The 19,622-nt window shown below is 39.5% G+C and carries 19 protein-coding genes; 9 read left to right on the forward strand and 10 right to left on the reverse strand.

Annotated features, from left to right (window positions below):
• The 4 genes from J2Y37_RS09375 to rimI form a co-directional block, all read left to right on the forward strand.
• A partial coding sequence (locus J2Y37_RS09375) for a hypothetical protein (RefSeq protein WP_349032725.1) occupies nt 1–101 on the forward strand: 101 nt, incomplete at its 5' end.
• A 375-nt stretch (nt 102–476) separates the two neighbouring features.
• On the forward strand, nt 477–1,358 hold the full coding sequence (locus J2Y37_RS09380; RefSeq protein WP_241323949.1) for a metal-dependent hydrolase: 882 nt from the start codon (nt 477–479) through the stop codon (nt 1,356–1,358).
• 263 nt (nt 1,359–1,621) lie between these two features.
• A complete protein-coding gene (locus J2Y37_RS09385) occupies nt 1,622–2,506 on the forward strand; it encodes a metal-dependent hydrolase (RefSeq protein ID WP_005198079.1) in 885 nt (294 codons plus the stop codon).
• 105 nt (nt 2,507–2,611) lie between these two features.
• The gene (rimI, locus tag J2Y37_RS09390; protein WP_349032630.1) at nt 2,612–3,058 is read left to right on the forward strand and encodes a ribosomal protein S18-alanine N-acetyltransferase; all 447 of its coding nucleotides are present in this window, start codon (nt 2,612–2,614) and stop codon (nt 3,056–3,058) included.
• Nucleotides 3,059–3,061: 3 nt separating this feature from the next.
• Here the strand turns inward: rimI and J2Y37_RS09395 are convergent, their stop codons facing one another.
• The 4 genes from J2Y37_RS09395 to trxB all read right to left on the reverse strand — a co-directional run bounded on the left by J2Y37_RS09395 (nt 3,062) and on the right by trxB (nt 7,342).
• Nucleotides 3,062–3,877 (reverse strand): arginyltransferase, encoded by an 816-nt coding sequence (locus J2Y37_RS09395; protein WP_005198076.1) that lies wholly within the window; start codon nt 3,875–3,877, stop codon nt 3,062–3,064.
• A 28-nt stretch (nt 3,878–3,905) separates the two neighbouring features.
• The gene (gene aat / locus J2Y37_RS09400; RefSeq protein WP_349032631.1) at nt 3,906–4,712 is read right to left on the reverse strand and encodes a leucyl/phenylalanyl-tRNA--protein transferase; all 807 of its coding nucleotides are present in this window, start codon (nt 4,710–4,712) and stop codon (nt 3,906–3,908) included.
• A 12-nt stretch (nt 4,713–4,724) separates the two neighbouring features.
• Complete coding sequence (locus J2Y37_RS09405; RefSeq protein ID WP_349032632.1) at nt 4,725–6,281, reverse strand: class I SAM-dependent methyltransferase; 1,557 nt, start codon at nt 6,279–6,281, stop codon at nt 4,725–4,727.
• A 110-nt stretch (nt 6,282–6,391) separates the two neighbouring features.
• A complete protein-coding gene (trxB, locus tag J2Y37_RS09410; RefSeq protein WP_005198070.1) occupies nt 6,392–7,342 on the reverse strand; it encodes a thioredoxin-disulfide reductase in 951 nt (316 codons plus the stop codon).
• A 302-nt stretch (nt 7,343–7,644) separates the two neighbouring features.
• On the opposite strand from trxB, the gene J2Y37_RS09415 reads away from it, so the two are divergent.
• Entirely contained in the window at nt 7,645–10,686 is a 3,042-nt protein-coding gene (locus J2Y37_RS09415; RefSeq protein WP_349032633.1) for a DNA translocase FtsK 4TM domain-containing protein, read from the forward strand.
• 126 nt (nt 10,687–10,812) lie between these two features.
• Nucleotides 10,813–11,430 (forward strand): threonine export protein RhtC, encoded by a 618-nt coding sequence (gene rhtC, locus J2Y37_RS09420; protein ID WP_005198066.1) that lies wholly within the window; start codon nt 10,813–10,815, stop codon nt 11,428–11,430.
• 38 nt (nt 11,431–11,468) lie between these two features.
• Here rhtC and J2Y37_RS09425 read toward each other — a convergent pair whose 3' ends face one another.
• The 6 genes from J2Y37_RS09425 to J2Y37_RS09450 all read right to left on the reverse strand — a co-directional run bounded on the left by J2Y37_RS09425 (nt 11,469) and on the right by J2Y37_RS09450 (nt 15,867).
• Nucleotides 11,469–11,756 (reverse strand): PA4642 family protein, encoded by a 288-nt coding sequence (locus J2Y37_RS09425; protein ID WP_004670118.1) that lies wholly within the window; start codon nt 11,754–11,756, stop codon nt 11,469–11,471.
• Nucleotides 11,757–11,898: 142 nt separating this feature from the next.
• Complete coding sequence (gene minE, locus J2Y37_RS09430) at nt 11,899–12,171, reverse strand: cell division topological specificity factor MinE (protein ID WP_004670120.1); 273 nt, start codon at nt 12,169–12,171, stop codon at nt 11,899–11,901.
• 2 nt (nt 12,172–12,173) lie between these two features.
• Complete coding sequence (gene minD / locus J2Y37_RS09435; protein ID WP_004670121.1) at nt 12,174–12,986, reverse strand: septum site-determining protein MinD; 813 nt, start codon at nt 12,984–12,986, stop codon at nt 12,174–12,176.
• Nucleotides 12,987–13,045: 59 nt separating this feature from the next.
• A complete protein-coding gene (minC, locus tag J2Y37_RS09440) occupies nt 13,046–13,765 on the reverse strand; it encodes a septum site-determining protein MinC (protein ID WP_349032634.1) in 720 nt (239 codons plus the stop codon).
• 106 nt (nt 13,766–13,871) lie between these two features.
• Nucleotides 13,872–14,930: a preprotein translocase subunit SecA gene (locus J2Y37_RS09445; RefSeq protein ID WP_349032635.1), complete on the reverse strand. Its 1,059-nt coding sequence runs from the start codon at nt 14,928–14,930 to the stop codon at nt 13,872–13,874.
• Between the two features lie 4 nt (nt 14,931–14,934).
• Entirely contained in the window at nt 14,935–15,867 is a 933-nt protein-coding gene (locus J2Y37_RS09450) for an acyltransferase (RefSeq protein ID WP_349032636.1), read from the reverse strand.
• 390 nt (nt 15,868–16,257) lie between these two features.
• On the opposite strand from J2Y37_RS09450, the gene J2Y37_RS09455 reads away from it, so the two are divergent.
• The 3 genes from J2Y37_RS09455 to dut all read left to right on the forward strand — a co-directional run bounded on the left by J2Y37_RS09455 (nt 16,258) and on the right by dut (nt 19,612).
• Entirely contained in the window at nt 16,258–16,911 is a 654-nt protein-coding gene (locus J2Y37_RS09455; protein ID WP_005198053.1) for an OmpA family protein, read from the forward strand.
• Nucleotides 16,912–17,096: 185 nt separating this feature from the next.
• Nucleotides 17,097–19,136 carry a UvrD-helicase domain-containing protein gene (locus tag J2Y37_RS09460; RefSeq protein ID WP_004670132.1) on the forward strand — a complete coding sequence of 680 codons (2,040 nt, stop codon included), beginning with the start codon at nt 17,097–17,099 and terminating at the stop codon, nt 19,134–19,136.
• A 23-nt stretch (nt 19,137–19,159) separates the two neighbouring features.
• Nucleotides 19,160–19,612, forward strand: a complete 453-nt coding sequence (dut, locus tag J2Y37_RS09465; protein ID WP_004670134.1) for a dUTP diphosphatase — start codon at nt 19,160–19,162, stop codon at nt 19,610–19,612.
• Nucleotides 19,613–19,622: the final 10 nt, after the last annotated feature.

A 19,622-nucleotide genomic window follows, 5' to 3' on the forward strand; every position in this document is an offset into this window, starting at 1 on the left:
AATTAATTCACCCAATCGCAATGGACCCAGGTCTACGTTTTGCGATTCGTGAAGGTGGTCGTACTGTAGGTGCTGGTGTTGTTGCGAAAGTAACTCTCTAATCATCTAGAGTAATAAAAAAACACCCCTCTGGGGTGTTTTTTTATGCCTATTGTTTGCTCTTTATTTTCTTGCGTCGGAAAAATTAATACTTAATTAATTTTTCTCTTGCGTCGAAATAAAGCGATGGTTTATTTCTCCTCCATCGGGAAATAATTCCATAAATGATATTTCCCCTTGCGTCGGAAAAATTAATACTTAATTAATTTTTCCTCTTGCGTCGAAATAAAGCGATGCTTGATTTCTCCTCATGTCCCAAACTGATACTTAGCTGTCCTAAACTGCACTTAATTGATACCAATAAAACAGTAAGATAAAACTCAAGAAAATGAACAAAATTACTCAGTGAGAGATTTCACTTAAAAGGAGTAGGCGGCATGAATGCTAAAGTAAATATTTCTAATCGTGCAGGTGCAAGTTTTCCTGTACGTCGCATGAACTTTGACTTTGACCAAGTCCCTGAATATTGGATGAGTGGATCAGCGGGTTTAACTCATTTCATGACAGCTTTGTCTGCGTTGTTTCCTGATGGTGAAAAGCTGTTTATTGATTCTGTTCGCGCAGTACGTCATCATCCTGCGATTAAAGACAATGAAGCATTACAAAAAGAAATCAGTGCTTTTATTGGTCAAGAAGCCATGCATACGCAAGAGCATGTCGGTTTTAATCAGTCCGCACAGAAATATGGTCATGATGTTACAACTTTGGAAAAACGTACAGCGAAACTGATTCAATTCACACGTAAGAATTTTGCGAGAGTGGTTAAGCCATTTGGCATGACACAAGAAATGGTTGATTTAACTGCAACGACAGCATTGGAACACTTTACTGCGACGATTGCTTCTGAACTATTGCGTAATCCGCACATTCAAGAACTGATGACAGATGACACTATGTCATATATGTGGTTTTGGCATGCAGTCGAAGAAAATGAACACAAAGCAGTTGCCTATGATGTTTATGAAGAAATTTTTGGTCGTGGCATCAAAGCCTATGCATTGCGTAATACTGCATTAGTGGTGGCAATGGTCTTTATTTTCTTAGCACAATCATCATTTGTCTTACGCTTGCTTAAACAAGATGGCAAACTGAATCTAAAAGAATTGGGTATGATTTATAAATATGGCTATAGTCCATCAAAAGGGATTATTGCAGGGATGGTTGGTGAGATGCTTGCATATCTGAAACCAGGCTTCCATCCGAACGACTTGGATACTGTACAGTTGCTCAAAGATTGGAAAGCAAAGCTAGGTTTGTGATTTCTAGATTCAGCTATTAACTGTATGTTAAGAAAGGACAATTTTTATTGTCCTTTCTTGTTTTTTTTCATGGAAACTAAATTTTATATTCTTATTCGATAAATTTCCCTTGCTTCGAAATAAAGCGATGCTTTATTTCTCCTCATGTCCTAAGATGATGCTTTAATGACCTTATCTGCACTTATTTAATGCATATAAAAGCGCGTATAACTAATAAATAGAGCGTAATTAAAAAGAATATTTGCATTATAGGAGAACAAGGTATGAATGCTAAAGTTAATATTTCAAACCGTGCTGGTGCCAGTTTCCCTGTACGCCGGATGGATTTTGAATTTGGTGAAGTACCACGTTACTGGGCACATGGCGATGCAGCATTAACTCATTTTATGACTGCACTATCCGCACTCTTCCCAGAAGGTGAGCAATTCTTTGTCAATAGTACTCGTGCCGTGAGAAATGATCCTAAATTAGCTGATCCTATATTACAGAAAGAAATTAGTGCTTTTATCGGTCAAGAGGCGATGCATTCCAAAGAACATTTGGCTTTTAATGCAGCTGCACAAGCCTATGGTTACGATGTGCGAGAAATGGAAGCACAAACTGGACGTTTGATTAACCGTACAGTCGGCATAATTTCACAAGCGCTTAAACCTTTTGGGTTTAGCAAAGAAATGATTGGTTTGACAGGAACGTGTGCCTTAGAGCATTTTACTTCGACGATTGCAGAAGAATTGTTGAGCAACCCAGACATTCAGGCAATGTTCCAAGACGAAACGATGTATCACCTTTGGATGTGGCATGCAGTAGAGGAAAACGAACATAAGGCGGTTGCTTTTGATGTATATGAAACAATGTATGGTCGAGGTGCAAAAGCGTATTTTATGCGTTCATTGGCGCTTGTGATTGCAATGGGATTGATCTTCATCACGCAATCATACTTTACAGCGAAGCTACTCAAAACTGATGGTAAGCTTACTTGGCGTGATACAAAATATATGATCAAATTTATGTATGGCTACAAAGGCTTTATGTCACGTCAGATTCCGACATTACTCGATTTCCTAAGACCTCGCTTTCATCCAAATGATGATGATACAACTGAGCTATTAAATAAATGGCGTACTGAATTAGGTTTCAATCCAAGTTAACTTCAACGGACAGTGAAAACTGTCCATTTTTTTATTCAAATTTTGGCTAAAATTGCTGATAATCGCATCATCATATTTATAGAGTAGTAGATTTTGATCCGATTGATGCAAGAAAGTGATTTGGATAGTGTGGTTGCCATTGAGCGTTTGGTGCAAACACATCCATGGTCTAAGCAACAGTTTCAAGAATCGTTGGCTTCTTATCAATGCACTGTGTATGAGCAAGCACATCAAATTGTCGGTTTTTGCATTTTACAGCCTGTGTTAGATGAAGCAAATTTATTATTGATGGCCATTCATCCAAGTCAGCAAGGGAAAGGATTGGGCTATGTATTACTTGATTATTCAATCGAGCAATTAAAAAATAATCCGATTCAGATTTTTTTAGAAGTACGAGAAAGTAATCGCGCAGCGATTCGTTTATATGAAAAAGCGCAATTCCATCAAATTGATTTACGCAAAAACTATTATCCAAATGGTGATGGTTCAAGAGAGCATGCTGTGATCATGGTCAGAACATGCACTGATGATTTTGCAGCGCTATTTCAATAAACGCTATTTAATAATTAAATTATTCCATTCGGATGGAAGTGTACTCATTAATGAATCTCCAAGTTGCTGTATTTCATTATTGGAGAGTGGACGATTGAGCCTACGCCATTGTCCATCAAGCAATAATTCGAGTGGCGTATATTGGGATTTGTAATTCATTTTTTGTGAGTGGGGAACCCAGTAACCCAGATAGAGGTATTCAAGGTTTAGACTGCGGACATATTCGATTTGTTTGAGGATCGCAAAGACGCCTAAAGAACGACGTTGTTCATCTGGATCAAAGAAAGTATAAACGGCAGATAGCCCATCATCCATGAGATCACAGGTTGAAACCCCAATTAGTTTTTGATCTTTCCATAGCTCTAGAAAGAAACTTTCGGTACAGCTATGTACAAGGAATTTTTCAAACTGGTCAAGGTTTGCTGGATACATATCGCCATCTGCATGGCGTTCATTGATATAGCGTTCGTATAAATCGTAATGTTGTTGCGTCGCTTGAGAAGTGGGCAAAATATTCATTTTTAAATCTTGGTTACGTTTCCATGCCTTTTTCTGACTACTATTCATTTGAAATTCTTGAATAGGTACGCGACAAGATAAACATTGGCGACACAAATGGCACTCAGGGCGATAAACAAAATCCCCACTGCGTCGAAAACCGACGCGAGAAAGTTCCGACAATGTCACCACATCGATACGGTGAATTGGATCTAAAAACACCATTCGAGCTGATTTGCTATCGAGGTAGCTACAGTCATGCGGTGGCGTGATGTAATACTGTAAGTCATTTAAAAGGGACTTGGGTTGGTATGATTTCATGAATCTGTCCCTCCAAGGTGTTCGTCCGTTAACCGTCTAATTTTGCATTAAGTGCTATTGTTTTACTTGAAAATACACGTTCTTGATAGCTTTTCCAATTGATAGGGGGGGCAATAATTACATCTTGTAACGATTTTAGATATATTTGGCGAGAAAGTGTACGTGCGCCTAAACTTATGAGGTGTTCATTGACCAGTTGGCAATCCACCCAAGCGAACTGATTTTCTTGTCCGATTAGCATCAGGGTATAAAATGCCATTTTCGATACATCGGTTTCAGTGCTGAACATTGACTCACCAAAACAGCCTTTGCCAATGCTAACACCATACAAACCACCGACAAGTTGCTGTTGATGCCAGACCTCAATACTATAAGCATAGCCCGCTTTGAATAAAGCACAATAGCCTTGAATAATATCTTCGCTAATCCACGTTTCATTGGTATAGCTACGTGGCATTGAACAAGAGCGCATGACTTCTTCAAAAGCATGGTTAATCGTAATCCGATAATCATGCTTTTTCATATTGCGGATTAAGGACTTGCTTGGTTTATATGATTGCGGTTCGATAATGCAGCGAGGTTCGGGACTCCACCAGCAAATCGGTTCATCTTCATTGAACCAAGGAAATAAGCCGTGGGTATACGCTTCCAATAAAGTAGCAGGGGATAGATCCGCGCCAATACAGATAAATCCATGACCGTCAGGATCTGCTTCTATTGGATTTGGAAAATTGTATTGAGATAAGGGGAGTTGTTGCATATCAGGAAAAGTTAATAGGAATGATTCTAAACTAACTGAACTGAAACAGAATGGCAATCGTTGAACGATCACCATTCCATTGACAGGCTAATTAAATAAACGAAGTTGTTTCGCGATTTCAATTTTTTTACTATCAATAAAGATTTGCGCTTTGCCCTTTATGATCTCAAGGCTCTGAGTTTTATCAGCCACGGTATTGCCATCTTTATCTAAAACTAGCCATCCAAGTTGACTGATAACATTTTGGACATAAATCGCAAAATCACTTGCTGTTTCTAATCCATCAATAAAATGTGCACGATAGAATAGCTGATGGAAGTGTTCTGTTGGAATGCCGATACCAGTAAGTGGGCTGACTAAGACGTTATAGTTTTGATGAAAACTGGCTTGTTTCAGGATGTGATGGTTTAAATCATGGCAGTGTTTAACCGTTTTCTCTTGTGGTTTAAGATTTTGACAAGGTTGCGCCAAACCGAGATGACATAAAATTACTAATGCATTTAAAATCTTTGCGTAGTTTAGTTCTGGAAAACTTTGTTCGAACTCTGCGATTGTTAATGGTTGATAATTATCCTCAGCAAATCGATTAGCAATAGGTTGATAAATTTCTTCAATTAAATTGAATGTACCTAATAGACCATTGATACTTGTTGGTAATTGTTCTTTAGCCGTAAGTAACACAAAAGCGGTCTTGCGTAATTTTTCTTGGACTTGTAGTGGAGTCAAATTGTTCTTTCCACGAATGAATAAGTCTCTCCTAAACTGTGTATTTGCAAAATAGTCTCGGCATTGCTCTTTGAAGATTGGATGTTCAATTGCATCTAAAAACTTTTGATGTTCTTCAGAAAAGTTAATATTATCAAGATGAGAACCTAAATCAGTAGAACCAGCATAAGACAGTTTGATTTCATCAAGAATGCGGACAATCTGTTGAAATGAAAAACATTGCCAATCTTGGTTTAGATATTCATGAATCAAATAGTTGGGATTTTGTTGTTTTAAGTCTGCAACTTTTTGTGTGGCGTTTGGATTACGCTGAGCAAAAATGGGGTTTTGTTTGAGTAACTCATCACTAAAGTTTAGTGCTTCATTCACCTTTTGAATTGGGTTGGTACTTTTACTATTAAATTTGAAATGACTATGAAATAGCTCACGGATTGGCATGTTTGCAGCCCAACCAGTGACGCAGTTATAGCTGATATATACAATACCATTTGGTTTTAGAAATTTTCGAATGAATTTTAATATAATGTGTTGATTTTCATAGCTAATCCAGCTCCATATACCGTGCAAACTGATCGAGTTAAACATCGGCAAATCATGGCGATTCAGAAGTTCCTCAAAGCTATCATCATAAAAAAAATGCTCAATATGGCTTTGTTCTGCTAATTGATTGGCATGTGCTGCATGGGCAGGATTAAAGTCGGTACCGTAAAATTTAGCTTCATTACTTGTGGCGTGAATGTTAATACTAACGCCTTGTCCAAAACCAAGTTCACAATGGGTTTGGTTATCCTGAAAGTCAGGACTTTCGATGCCATTGAGCAGTAAGCAGAATTTTTGAAAATTCGGGCTCAAGTCACGATAATAACCATAGGTATAATTTACTTCTGTTTGATAGCCGTTAGTCCATGTTGTTGTCATTCATACATCCATTATTAAATTTTGTTTAAAAAGTATTCATGTTTTTGATTGTATGAATGATTTATAAAAAAAACCACCAAAAATTTGGTGGTCTTTTCATAAATTGTAAATTAGTTCGAATTGTCTAAATACTTCTCAGCATCTAAAGCAGCCATACAGCCTGATCCAGCCGAAGTAATCGCTTGGCGATAAATACTATCCGCGACATCACCAGCAGCAAAAACACCTTCAATAGAAGCTGCTGTTGCATTACCAGAAGTACCACTTTGCACTTGGATGTAGCCATCGCGTAGGTTAAGTTGACCGTCAAACATACTGGTATTCGGTTTATGACCAATCGCAACAAATAGACCTTGGACTTGAACGTCTTGAGTGCTTGAGTCTTGCGTTGATTTGATACGAACAGAAGTTACACCTGTTTTATCACCGAGCACTTCATCGACCTGATGATTCCAAATGATACTGATTTTGCCTTCTTTTTCTTTAGCAAAAAGATGATCTTGTAAAATCTTTTCTGAACGTAAGCTGTCACGACGATGAACCAAAGTGACATGTGCAGCAATATTAGAAAGATAAAGTGCTTCTTCTACAGCAGTATTACCACCGCCTACAACCATGACATTTTGGTTCTTATAGAAGAAACCATCACAGGTTGCACAAGCACTGACGCCTTGACCCATAAATGCAGCTTCAGATTCAAGACCTAAGTACTGTGCAGTCGCACCTGTTGCAATGATAAGCGCATCACATGTGTATTCAGCCATGTCACCCTTTAATACGAATGGGCGAGTTTTGAGGTCAACTTCATTAATATGATCGTAGACGAGTTCTGTACCGAAACGTTCTGCATGAGCTTGCATACGATCCATAAGTACTGGACCAGTCAATCCTTCAGGGTCACCCGGCCAGTTGTCGACTTCAGTGGTCGTGGTCAATTGACCGCCTAGTTGGATACCAGCGATGAGTGTCGGTTTGAGGTTGGCACGTGCAGCATAAACTGCCGCGCTGTAACCTGCAGGACCAGAACCCAGAATAATTAATCGTGAGTGACGAGCGCTCATTAAAGAACATCCTTCTTATATTGAAAATGCTAAAATTATACGTGAATCCACACAAGATTGGGGGCAAAACCATGTGGATAATATTGATAAGTTCAATCGAAATAGGCTATATCATGTTTGAAGAATTGATTATTTCAAAATTACGTGTCGAAAATGTGAATCGCCCTTCGATGTTAACAACAACAGTAAACAATCGTGCATCTTTTTTTTTAGAACGCGTGCATAATATAAAACTTATTGATTAAGGTAAGTTAGACCTTAAAAGATACCAACAAATAACGAATTGGGTTACAGGATTGTATATGGCTGCGGTGTCAAGTGTTTATGCACAACGCTTTTTAATGACATTATTTTTAATTTCTTTTGGCATTTATTTATTTCTTGCCACAGTGACCTACACACCTTTTGATCCGGGTTGGATGCATATCTCTAGTGATACCCAGCATGTTTCAAATGCAAGTGGGGTCGCTGGCGCTTGGATCGCAGATTTATTATTTGGTTTCTTGGGCTGGGCGAGCTTACTTATTCCTTTATTTTTATTTATAGAGGCAGTACAGGTTTGGTGGCCAAGAAGCTTTCTAAATTTACCTTTTCGCTATGCAGCACAATTCTTTTTGATCTTATCGATCTCTAGTTTATTGTATTTACACTGGAATACGCCTGCGGATACGCTGGATAATGCAGCAGGTGGCATCATTGGTTATGAGTTAGGGCAAAGCTTGTCTCACCTTTTGACCATTTATGGTGCGACATTGTTCTTACTAGCATTTAGTATTTTATTGATTACTTTAGCTTTTGGTATTCAATGGAATAAAACATGGTTGATGTTGAAAAAGACACCTGCCTATTTACAAGATTTATTCTATAGAAATGTGCCGCAGAATGAGTCCGCTTATGACCGTACTGAGCAATTGGCGGAATCAGAAATACCTGCAATAAAAAATAAAGTACCAGTACAGACTGAATCGGATGTGCAGCAAGCAACGTTAACTAGCGCAACGGTAGATGATGTTCAAGCCAAAGCAACAAAAATGGATGATTCACATCATCAGATTTTGGCTGAAAAGTTGTTTGCTGATGTCGTTGCGCGAGAGCAACAAGGTAATCAACCACAACAAACGCCGCAAACCGAAGACTTTGAGCAAACCTTACAACGCGCACATCAGTTTGAAACTGAAAGCCAACGCCTCGTTCAAACAGGTGAGGTATGGCGCGCGCTACAAAGTGATGATGCGAATCATAAACAAGAAATTGATGCGCTGTTAAGAGCTGCTGATGATGAAAATTCTTCTACAGCGCCACAGCCATCGCAGTCAGAACCAGAGATTCAGAAAAGCAATCATCGCCATTTAGACTGGAATGATGATCAAATTTTTGATGAATTATTGGCTGCAGTTCCGAATACCAAGACAGCGACGGATTTACACACACCATTTACGCCAGAGCTGCAACAAAATGCACATCATACGGTGGACATGGATATTGATTTTGATTCGCCCCTAAGTGAATCAACGCCAACAAAAAATCTTTATTCCCAAACATCGCCTGCCAAAAATACACATCTAGATGCACAGGATGATTTCGATCATTTTAATGATCTTTTAGTTGAAAGTGAGCAAGACAAAATAACCACGCCAACAAGCAGTAACCCTCATGTACAACTTGCTGCTGTAAGTACCACCGCTGAGATGCAAAAAGAAAAGTTATCCAAAGAAGCATTTATTGAAGCATGGCAAGAAACGGCTGGAAAAGCTGAAACAGATTTAGATTTAGAAGATGATTTTGATTTGGATGCGCCATTAACGGATACATTTGGGCGTCCAATGTCACGTGCGATGCAGGTTGCGCAGAAACGTCGTGACTTGCCGACTTTACCGGGCTTAGAGTTGCTGGATAAAGTTGATCCAAACAAAAAGGTGAATTTTACTGCGGAACAATTGGCGCGACTTTCTGAATTATTAGAAATTAAGCTACAGGAATTCAATGTAAAAGCACAGGTGGTTGAAGCTCAACCAGGACCTGTGGTCACGCGTTTTGAATTGGATCTTGCACCAGGCGTTAAAGCATCTAAAGTGACCAATATTTCACGTGACTTAGCGCGCTCAATGTCGATGGCATCTGTGCGGGTTGTAGAAGTCATTCCGGGCAAACCTTATATTGGTATTGAAGTTCCAAACAGCACGCGTGAAATGGTGCGTCTGATTGAATTATTGACCATTCCTGCTTTTACCGATCCAAATAGCATTCTTTCTATGGCGATGGGTAAAGATATTTCAGGTAATCCTGTTATTGCAGATTTGGGTAAAGCACCACACATGTTGGTCGCGGGAACGACAGGTTCAGGTAAATCAGTTGCGGTCAACTCGATGATTTTGTCGATGTTGCTGAAATATACGCCTGATCAATTGCGTTTTATTTTAATTGATCCAAAACAGCTAGAATTAGCCAATTATAATGATATTCCTCACTTATTAACGCCTGTTGTAACCGACATGAAAGATGCGGTGAGTGCATTGAATTGGTGTGTAAATGAAATGGAACGTCGTTATAAACTGATGTCATTTCTTAAAATTCGTAAACTCAGTGATTACAATCGTAAAGTCGAAGAGGCGATTGCAAATGGTGAGGATTTAATCGATCCTACGTGGAAACCAAGTGATTCAGCCACCCAAGAACGTGCAGCACGTTTGACGCCGCTGCCTTCGATCGTCATTGTTGCGGATGAGTTTGCTGACATGATTATGCAGGTCGGTAAAAAAGCGGAAGAAATGATTACGCGTTTAGCACAAAAATCTCGTGCGGCAGGTATCCATTTGCTGCTTGCAACGCAACGTCCATCTGTAGATGTGATCACTGGTTTGATTAAAGCCAATATCCCAACCCGTGTGGCATTACGTGTAAACAGTAAGATTGACTCGCGTACGATCTTAGATGCGGGCGGGGCAGAGGACTTGCTTGGTCATGGTGATATGTTGTTCTTAGGGCCGGGTAAAATTGAGCCTGAGCGTGTTCATGGTGCATTCATTAGTGATGACGAAGTCAATCGCATTTGTGATGCATGGCGTGAGCGTGGTGAACCTAACTATGTTGATGAAATCTTGACGCCTTTTGATGAGGAACCGTCTTCACGTGGTTTTGAAGATGGTGATGGTGATCCAAACCGTGATGCGCTTTATGATCAGTGTGTTGCTTTTGTTTTGGAAACACGCAAAGCTTCAACTTCTTCATTACAGCGCAAATTTAGTTTAGGTTATAACCGAGCTGCCCGTATTATTGACCAAATGGAAGAAAATGGTATCGTCAGTGCGATGGGTGCAAATGGCAAACGAGATATTCTCGTTTAACGAGAAAAATCCAATAATAAAGCCTCTATTTAGAGGCTTTCTTTTTATATTTGCTTATTTTTATATAGTAATAATCACATTTTTTATTTAAGCTTACGCTTTGGAGTCCCATTGCTAGGGTGAGCTATGTTAGTTGCATTGAGTACGCTAATCTTCATTCATTTTTGTGCATTAATTACACCCGGACCAGATTTCTTTTTGGTCTCGCAAACGGCAATCAGTCGTTCGCGTAAAGAGGCTGTATTGGTCGTTTTGGGTATTTGCATTGGTGCAATGCTTTGGTCACTATTGGCGTTGATGGGGCTCAATATCATTTTTGAAAAAATGGCTTGGCTTAAACAAGGGCTGTTGATTGCGGGCGGCTTATATTTGTGTTGGCTTGGCTTCCAGATGCTTCGTTCTGCTTTCTCTAAAGGGGATCAGACGGTAAATCCGATTGTCTTACCTCAATCACCTTATTTATTTTTTATGAAAGGATTGCTAACAAATCTGTCTAATCCAAAAGCAATCATCTATTTTGGTAGTGTATTTTCTCTGTTTTTAACCAATCCTTTATTTGATCAGCATCATTCATTGCTGTTTATTATTGTTTCAGTAGAAACTGCGTTATGGTTTACTTTGGTCGCATTTGTATTTTCTCTACCTGCATTTCGCACAGCGTATCAAAACTTTGCTAAATGGATCGATGGTGTTTCAGGTGGGATTTTTACTTTGTTGGGTGTATATTTAATCGGAAGTCGATAAATATTTAAAAAAAAGCCCGCATCATGCAGGCTTTTTTTTTATGCAAATTTTGCTAAGACTTCTAAGAAACCATCTTTTTGACGTGGAAATTGTGCAATTACGTCATGGATGCGTAATCCTTCAGGATTGGTTGCATTCAAATCACGGCCATCAGCCAAAAACTGAGTAATCAATCGCTCATAGTCATTTGGACGCATGTGTTTAAATGCGTGATAGAGGACATGAAAGTCAGCATTGACACCTGTTGGTGGAAGTTGGTTGAGGTAGGCAAAAACACGCTCATCTGACCATTCTTCATTGAAAGTTGCTGGCTGTGATAATGCCATGACAGTCTCCTCAGTCTTTAATAAAGGAAAAATATTCTACTCGAAGCGTAGCTTCTCGTCTTGCGACTGGGCAAAGCGTTGCTTTGCTTACCCAGTCTCATATTTTGCCTTTATTTACAAAAAATCGCTAATGAAAAAACTACTATCGATCTTCAGGTAAATTGATATTCATTTCTAACATTTCAATATTTGCTTCTGAACGAACTTGCATTTGAATATGCTGTTCATCCACACCTCGAACGTAACGACTGACGACCTGCATGATTTCTTTTTTCATTTGGTCAATCTTGTCTTGGCTTAAACGACGACCTAAGCCTTGTTCAGATGCAACAATTACCTTTAGACGATCTTTGGCAGTTTGTGCACTTGATGACTTTTCATCACTGCTAAATAGTTTACTCCAGAATCCTGCCATCATTACGCTCCAAATAGTCTAGCTAACCAACCTCTTGGCTGTACCACAATGTGTCGATAAGGACGTTCTTCACCAAGAAAACGAGCCACTAAATCATCATAGGCTTGACCAGCTTTTTCTTCTGTATAAAGAATAACAGGCTTACCTTCGTTTGATGCTTGAAGTACGCTCGGACACTCAGGAATAACACCCAAAGTCGGAACACGTAAAATATCTTTAGAAATGTCATCAATCGTCAGCATTTCTTGTCTATCTGCACGTTCTGGATTGAAACGTGTGATACACAAGTGCTTACGGATACGGCCTTCGTTTTGCTCAACTTTTTTAGTTTTGCTATCCAACATACCAATGATACGGTCTGAGTCACGAACAGAAGAAATTTCTGGGTTTGTGACAATGATTGCTTCATCAGCATGATACATCGCTAAAATTGCACCACGCTCGATCCCTGCTGGTGAGTCACAAATGATGTAATCAAACTCTTGTGACAATTCATCAATCACGCGGGCAACACCTTCATCACTTAAGGCATCTTTATCACGGGTTTGTGAAGCAGGTAATATGTATAGGTTTTCAATTTCTTTATCACGGATGAGTGCTTGTTGTAAGCGAGCCTCATTATTGATGACATTAACAAAGTCATAGACGACGCGGCGTTCGCAGCCCATGATTAAGTCAAGATTACGTAAACCTACATCGAAATCGATCACAACAGTTTTATGACCACGTTGGGCTAATCCTGTTGCAAAAGATGCGCTGGTCGTAGTTTTACCTACACCACCTTTGCCTGACGTTACGACAACAATTTTGGCCACCGAATCCACTCCTATTTATGGTCATACGCCCCTAAAAGGGCTTTTTTGGTGTTTATAAATTAAAACTGCAAAGTTTCAAATTCAAGCTCTTGCTTGGCGTTTAAATAAATATGTACAGGTTTCTTGATCAGATCTTTAGGAATATCATCTGCAACACAATATGTCCCTGCAATAGAGACCAGTTCTGCTTCGAGAGAATTGCAAAAAATGCGCGCTGAAGTATGTCCACCTGCACCTGCAATGACTCTACCACGTGCATTACCATAAATGTGAATATTTCCAGATGCAATCACTTCAGAGCCGCTGTTCATACCTGCATTTAAGATAATATCGCCTTGATCTTGTACCAAACATTGCCCAGTACGCAAAATCTCATCATGATAAGAGGTGATATGCGTATGCGCTGTGTTTTTTTGTGGTGTTTGTATTGCAGCACTATTCGCTTGCTCTTTAGCTGGGTGAGCCACCACTTGTTCTTTCGATGCTTTAATCCGCTGTAAGGGTTGATCCGCAGGTAAAACAGGGAATTGAATCGCTCGTGCTTCATCACCTAAGAGACCATCAATTACTGCCATTGGTTGTAGGCCTAGATCGATTAACACTTGAATTAAGGCAATGAGTTCTTGTTCAACGGTACTGTCTATAATTACCAAAGTTCCTAAATAAGAACCTTCATTGAGTGTGCTCGTCAATTGCTGTCGGATTGCATTATGGTCATTTGTGTCGAAAGTTAATCGACTAAAATTCACCATTCTGCCCGTAATCCGTATATCAGCCATAATGTATCCTTCAGGGCTTTTAAGCACTCTAGTGTGTTATAAATAAAAGCAAATGCTAGAACAAATTACAGCAATTCTCTAGCTCGAATAGTAAATTTTCTTGTAATCATTCTGCTTTTTTGTTCAATTGAGCATTTTCATCCAGCATTTCTTGCCATTGCTTGACTCGAACTTGTTTGCTTATCGCCTCAATGCTTTCAAATACGACAGATTTAACCAGTTCTTCCAAGTATTGATTATTAATATTTAGCTCACTGACTTTTTCTGCAATCAGTTGAAAATTTTCATTGGGCTGCTGAGGTGAGCCTGCTGTAAAAGGTTCGATTAAACCTGCGCTAATATTTTCCCCCAAGCGTTGTCCAATACTTTGAATCTGTTGCTCAATCCGCCCACCGACGATCGGAATAAGGCGTAATAGCTGGGTCAGTTCAGGGGTATTTTCGATGGCTTGATTGACAATCGCACCTACTTTTTGGGTAATCGCAGGTTGTTGCTGTTGTAAAGCAGTCGCCAAAGATTCTTGTAGCAAAGAGGAAAGTGTCGTCACAAATAACTGGCGGTGATGATCAACCAAATTATGAATGGTTTGTTGATGGCTATTATTGGTTTGTAACTCACGCTTTAGCCCATCAAGTACAGTCAGTACCACGCGATCGGATAACTCTTCCATCACCACACGATAATAAAATAAAAGTGTGCGCTGTATCTTTTCTGGGATCACTTGATAGCCCATTTCATATAAGCGGTAGGCAATAATCCCAGCCCGAAATAAACGTAGGAAACGCAAATAAGGAATAATGGCTAGAATTTCATAGAAATGAACAAACGGGAACCACCACCAACGCGCATGGTGTTTATTGATGATCGCAAAAATCCAACGTATAACCAATTCTGCAATCAAAAAGATAATAAACCAAGCTTCAGTGGTGATAACCCAAGGGTTGAGATGGGTTCGATAGAAATCAAGAACGCTGAGTAGATGAATCTGTTGAAATAACCATTCCCCAAGTGAGCTCATCAGGAAAAGGTTCATACCCAAGCAGAATAAGTTAAATACAATAATAAACACCATAAAGATGTCATAGAGCAAAAACAGTCGGAAAGGCCAACTGTTTTGATCGACACTGTGGTATTTAGATTTTGGCTTCTTATTCTGCTGAGTCATAAATTTACTTAATGTCCGATGTGTTTGTATATTTTTCTTTCATTTGCTGAATGAGCTGATCTTTTTCAGTCCAGATTTGATCGACCCATTTTTGGAAACGTTCACGAAACTCTAGATCATCCTCGTAGTTGCCCCCAAGCACCCAATCAGGAATCTCAATTTTACGTAAATCGACAGCTATGCGGGATACATCACCCAACCAAAAATCGCTATATTCAGGCGGGCCATCTGGATAAACAATGGTCATATCAACAAAGGCATCAACTTTATCACCCAGAATATTTAACGCCAATGCTAAACCACCCGCTTTAGGCTTAAGCAGATTTTTATATGGTGACTGCTGTTTGGCATGTTTTTCTGGGGTAAAACGTGTGCCTTCTAAATAGTTTAATAAAGTAAAAGGCTGACTCAGTAATTGTTCACAGGCTTTGCGTGCTTCGAGCATATCGCGTGATTTAAGCTCAGGATTTTTAGCAATCTGCTCTTTCGTATGACGTTTCATCATTGGGAAGCCCAAAATCTTAAAGGCTTGGCCAACAAAAGGAATAAAAATCAGCTCCCACTTGGTAAAAAAGCGGGTAAGCGGCATACGGGTTAAACCAAAATATTGATTAACCGTGGTGTCGACCCAGCTTTGATGATTACAAATCATCAAATATCGACCTTGTAAGCTTAGATCGAGTTTTTCATCGATGCTGATATCCCATTTTAGGTTAGGCAATACATGCTCAATGAGTTGGTTATTTATCCCAATCCAGCTATTGGCGAGTTGGATATTCGTTTCATCGACTTTCGCAGATTTTTTGAATAATTTTGTCAAACCTAAAGCCAGTACAGGAGGACCATGTAAGAAGGTACTGCCTGTGATGACTGAGCTAACGGTCAATCCTTTACTAATTTTTTGCAATAAAGATGCTTTTTTATTTGAGGTAGACATAAATCAAACCTTGAGTGCAAATGTTTAAAAAATAGATGATCCAACTATAAACAACAGAAATTGAAATACAACCGTATATTTGAGGATCTTGACAATTTTTATATATTTAGATGGGTTAGAGCGCATTTCTACAAAATATTAAAGCTTCTACTGAGGCGTGAAATACCAATTTGTAGTAAACTTAACAATGAAAATGGTGATATTATTTTTGAAAAGAACAGTCAACGTATAACGATGAAGGAAATGTGTTGCTTTATTCAAGTAAAGTGCATCAAAGTATTACAAAAATATAAATAAACTGTTTATTATTAACAAAATATCAATGGTATGGCATCATTTTCTCATTCATCATTCACCAAGACAACAAAATACATAGACAGGAGCTACGCAATGCGTGCATTAATGATTTCAACACTCGTAGGGGCTGGATTGGTACTTTCTGGTTGCCAAACTACTGGTAATAATATTGGCGGCGTAGAATATGATAAGTCTGCTCTAGGCGCATTGATTGGTGCTGCTGCGGGATATGGCGTTTCTAAAGGTAATGCAAATACAAGTAAGCAAAATAACCGTGCTGCGGCGATTGGTGCAGTTCTAGGTGGCGCTGGTGGTTTATATCTCGACAACAAAGAGAAAAAACTTCGTCAACAAATGCAGGGTACTGGTGTAGATGTTGGCCGTAATCCAGATGGTTCTGTTCAATTGATTATGCCTGGTAGCATTACTTTTGATACCAACAAATCAAATATCAAGCCAAATTTCTATACGACTTTAAACAAAGTTGCGCAAGTATTGGCTGAAGATAACCAAAGTGCGATCTTAGTAACTGGTTATACTGACAACACAGGTAATGATTCAATCAATATTCCATTATCTCAAGCACGTGCTCAATCAGTTAAAAACTATTTAGCTGGTAAAGGTATTTCAGGTGGTCGTATTGATGCACAAGGTTATGGTTCATCAAATCCAATCGCAGACAACAGTACTGCTGCTGGCCGTGAACAAAACCGTCGTGTAGAAATCAGCATTTATGCAAAACAGTAATTTTTACTGATTTTTTAAAGAACCACCTTCGGGTGGTTTTTTTATTGCTTAAATTTCTTGCGACAAGCTGTGGCGTGTTATTTGCAGAAGACATCATAATTTATACATATCCCAAGATTTATTATTGGGATTCTAAAACAGAGATGTCTATAATCATGCTCGGAAACGTGAGAGGTATTACAACGATGTCATCTGCCAGTCAATTGAATGACAAGCAACTTGAAGCCATGAAATATGTTCAAGGGCCTTTGTTGGTGCTTGCAGGTGCAGGTTCAGGTAAAACTTCAGTAATTACGAGAAAAGTTGCTTTTTTGGTGCAGCAGTGTGGTATTCCTGCTCATCGCATCACTGCAATGACTTTTACCAATAAAGCAGCACGTGAAATGAAAGAGCGTGTCAGTAAGCTCCTTTCTCGTGAAGAGGCAAAAGGGCTTTCTGTTTCGACCTTCCATACATTTGGCTTAAATTTATTACGCTTAGAATTAAAAAACTTGCCGCTGAAAGCCAACTTCTCAATCTTAGATGCAGATGACTGTAAACGAATTTTGATGGATTTGATGCAGCGTGACAATTTATCAGGTGCTGAAAGCAAAGATTTGATTGCGAAAGCGATGCGAAAAATTTCAGATTGGAAAAACGATCTGGTTTTGCCTGAACATGCACATTCAACCTGTGAAACGGTCGATGATGTTCAGCTTGCGCATCTCTATCAACTTTATGAGCGGAACTTACGTGCTTATAACGCAGTTGATTTTGATGATTTGATTGTGATGCCAACACGTTTACTTCAGGAAAATGCCGAAGTGCGTGATAAATGGCAAAACCGAGTCCGTTATTTGTTGGTGGATGAATATCAAGATACCAACACTGCCCAATATACCTTAGTTAAGCTCTTAGTCGGGGTGATGGGACAGTTCACTGCGGTAGGAGATGATGACCAATCCATCTATGCATGGCGCGGAGCAAAGCCTGAAAACATGGCTTTACTCAAAGAGGATTTTCATAATCTAAAAGTGATTAAGCTTGAGCAAAACTATCGCTCGACTAGCCGTATCTTAAAAGCTGCCAATGCCGTGATTGAAAATAATCCACACATTTTTGACAAGAAGTTGTGGAGTGATAAAGGCCATGGTGAAACCATTCGTATCATCACCTGTTTGAATGATGATGATGAAGCCGAGCGTGTGGTTAAAGACTTAATCACACATAAGCTCATGAATGGTAAAAGCTGGAAAGATTATGCGGTGCTCTATCGTGGTAATTTCCAAGCACGTGTTTTAGAAACCCAACTGCGTCAGTTACAGATTCCTTATAAATTATCGGGTGGCCAATCATTCTTTGCGCGTGCTGAAATCAAAGATGTGATGAGCTATTTACGTTTAATCATCAATCCTGAAGATGACAGTGCTTTCTTACGAATTATTAATACCCCAAAACGTGCCATTGGTCCGGTCACTTTAGAAAAGCTCGGTCTATTTGCACAAGAAAATACTTTGTCATTGCTAACGGCATCATCCGATCAACGTTTGTCGATGGTGTTGCCAAAGAAAGCGACGACACAATTACATGAGTTCGCGGATTTTATTGCTACATTCACTCGTGAACTTTTAGATGATGATGAACCTGTACCTAAAGTCCGTCAGATGATCAACGAAGCTGGCTATATTGATTATGTGCGTGAACAAGCGGCGACACCAGCACAAGAAAAAACCAAGATAGATAATATTGAGACGCTATATACCAGTATCCAAAACCTGATCAATCGTGCCGACGATGTTGATGAGAAAAATATCGAAAGCGTAATTCGTAAACTGGTGTTGTTGGATATGCTTGAACAGCAACAAGAGGAAGAAGACACTGACAAGGTGAACCTATTGACGCTGCATGCTGCTAAAGGTTTGGAGTTTCCTTATGTCTATATGATTGGTTTGGAAGAAGAGTTACTGCCACATAAAAACTCGATTGCAGCAGAAACCATCGAAGAGGAACGCCGTTTGATGTATGTGGGGATTACCCGTGCGCGTCAGGGCTTAACACTGACACTGGCAGAGCAGCGTAAAAACGGTGGGCAAATGCGTCAGATGACACCAAGTCGCTTCTTGGATGAGCTACCGCAAGATGAGCTGGAATGGCATGGTCGTAAGAAGAAACTTGCGCCAAATGTTGATCCGAAAGAGCAGGCGCAGCATTATCTCGCAAATTTAAAAGCTTTATTGAAACGTTAAGAAAGTGTAAGTAGGAAGTTGAAATGAAAGTCCAAGTTAAAGTATTAGATGCACGTTTAGGTCAAGAGTGGGCATTGCCTTCGTATGCAACGACAGGTTCAGCAGGTTTAGATTTACGTGCTTGCTTGGATGAAGCGATTGAGATTGCTGCAGGTGAAACAGTTTTAGTCAAAACTGGCTTGGCGATTTACATTGAAGATCCAAATTTTGCGGGTTTGATTTTGCCGCGTTCTGGTCTAGGTCATAAGCACGGTATCGTGTTGGGTAACTTGGTTGGTTTGATTGATTCAGACTATCAAGGTGAGTTGATGGTGTCTGTTTGGAATCGTGGACAAAACACCTTCCGTTTAGAACCTGGTGAGCGTTTAGCACAATATGTGCTCGTACCTGTTGTACAAGCACAATTTGAACAAGTGAATGAATTTGTTGCGACTGAGCGTGGTGCAGGTGGTTTTGGACATACAGGCCAACAATAACGTTTCAATT

Origin of the sequence: Acinetobacter sp. 3657 (genome assembly GCF_031456775.1) — a bacterium.
Classification (GTDB): domain Bacteria; phylum Pseudomonadota; class Gammaproteobacteria; order Pseudomonadales; family Moraxellaceae; genus Acinetobacter.

Coding starts and splice junctions, on each gene's coding strand:
- J2Y37_RS09380 (WP_241323949.1), top strand. CDS start 477: ATGAATGCTAAAGTAAATATTTCTAATCGTGCAGGTGCAAGTTTTCCT.
- J2Y37_RS09395 (WP_005198076.1), bottom strand. CDS start 3,877: ATGAAATCATACCAACCCAAGTCCCTTTTAAATGACTTACAGTATTAC.
- aat (WP_349032631.1), bottom strand. CDS start 4,712: ATGGTGATCGTTCAACGATTGCCATTCTGTTTCAGTTCAGTTAGTTTA.
- dut (WP_004670134.1), top strand. CDS start 19,160: ATGAAAGTCCAAGTTAAAGTATTAGATGCACGTTTAGGTCAAGAGTGG.
- J2Y37_RS09415 (WP_349032633.1), top strand. CDS start 7,645: ATGGCTGCGGTGTCAAGTGTTTATGCACAACGCTTTTTAATGACATTA.
- rimI (WP_349032630.1), top strand. CDS start 2,612: ATGCAAGAAAGTGATTTGGATAGTGTGGTTGCCATTGAGCGTTTGGTG.
- J2Y37_RS09450 (WP_349032636.1), bottom strand. CDS start 15,867: ATGTCTACCTCAAATAAAAAAGCATCTTTATTGCAAAAAATTAGTAAA.
- minE (WP_004670120.1), bottom strand. CDS start 12,171: ATGGCAGGATTCTGGAGTAAACTATTTAGCAGTGATGAAAAGTCATCA.
- J2Y37_RS09425 (WP_004670118.1), bottom strand. CDS start 11,756: ATGGCATTATCACAGCCAGCAACTTTCAATGAAGAATGGTCAGATGAG.
- J2Y37_RS09385 (WP_005198079.1), top strand. CDS start 1,622: ATGAATGCTAAAGTTAATATTTCAAACCGTGCTGGTGCCAGTTTCCCT.
- trxB (WP_005198070.1), bottom strand. CDS start 7,342: ATGAGCGCTCGTCACTCACGATTAATTATTCTGGGTTCTGGTCCTGCA.
- J2Y37_RS09445 (WP_349032635.1), bottom strand. CDS start 14,930: ATGACTCAGCAGAATAAGAAGCCAAAATCTAAATACCACAGTGTCGAT.
- rhtC (WP_005198066.1), top strand. CDS start 10,813: ATGTTAGTTGCATTGAGTACGCTAATCTTCATTCATTTTTGTGCATTA.
- J2Y37_RS09455 (WP_005198053.1), top strand. CDS start 16,258: ATGCGTGCATTAATGATTTCAACACTCGTAGGGGCTGGATTGGTACTT.
- J2Y37_RS09405 (WP_349032632.1), bottom strand. CDS start 6,281: ATGACAACAACATGGACTAACGGCTATCAAACAGAAGTAAATTATACC.
- minC (WP_349032634.1), bottom strand. CDS start 13,765: ATGGCTGATATACGGATTACGGGCAGAATGGTGAATTTTAGTCGATTA.
- J2Y37_RS09460 (WP_004670132.1), top strand. CDS start 17,097: ATGTCATCTGCCAGTCAATTGAATGACAAGCAACTTGAAGCCATGAAA.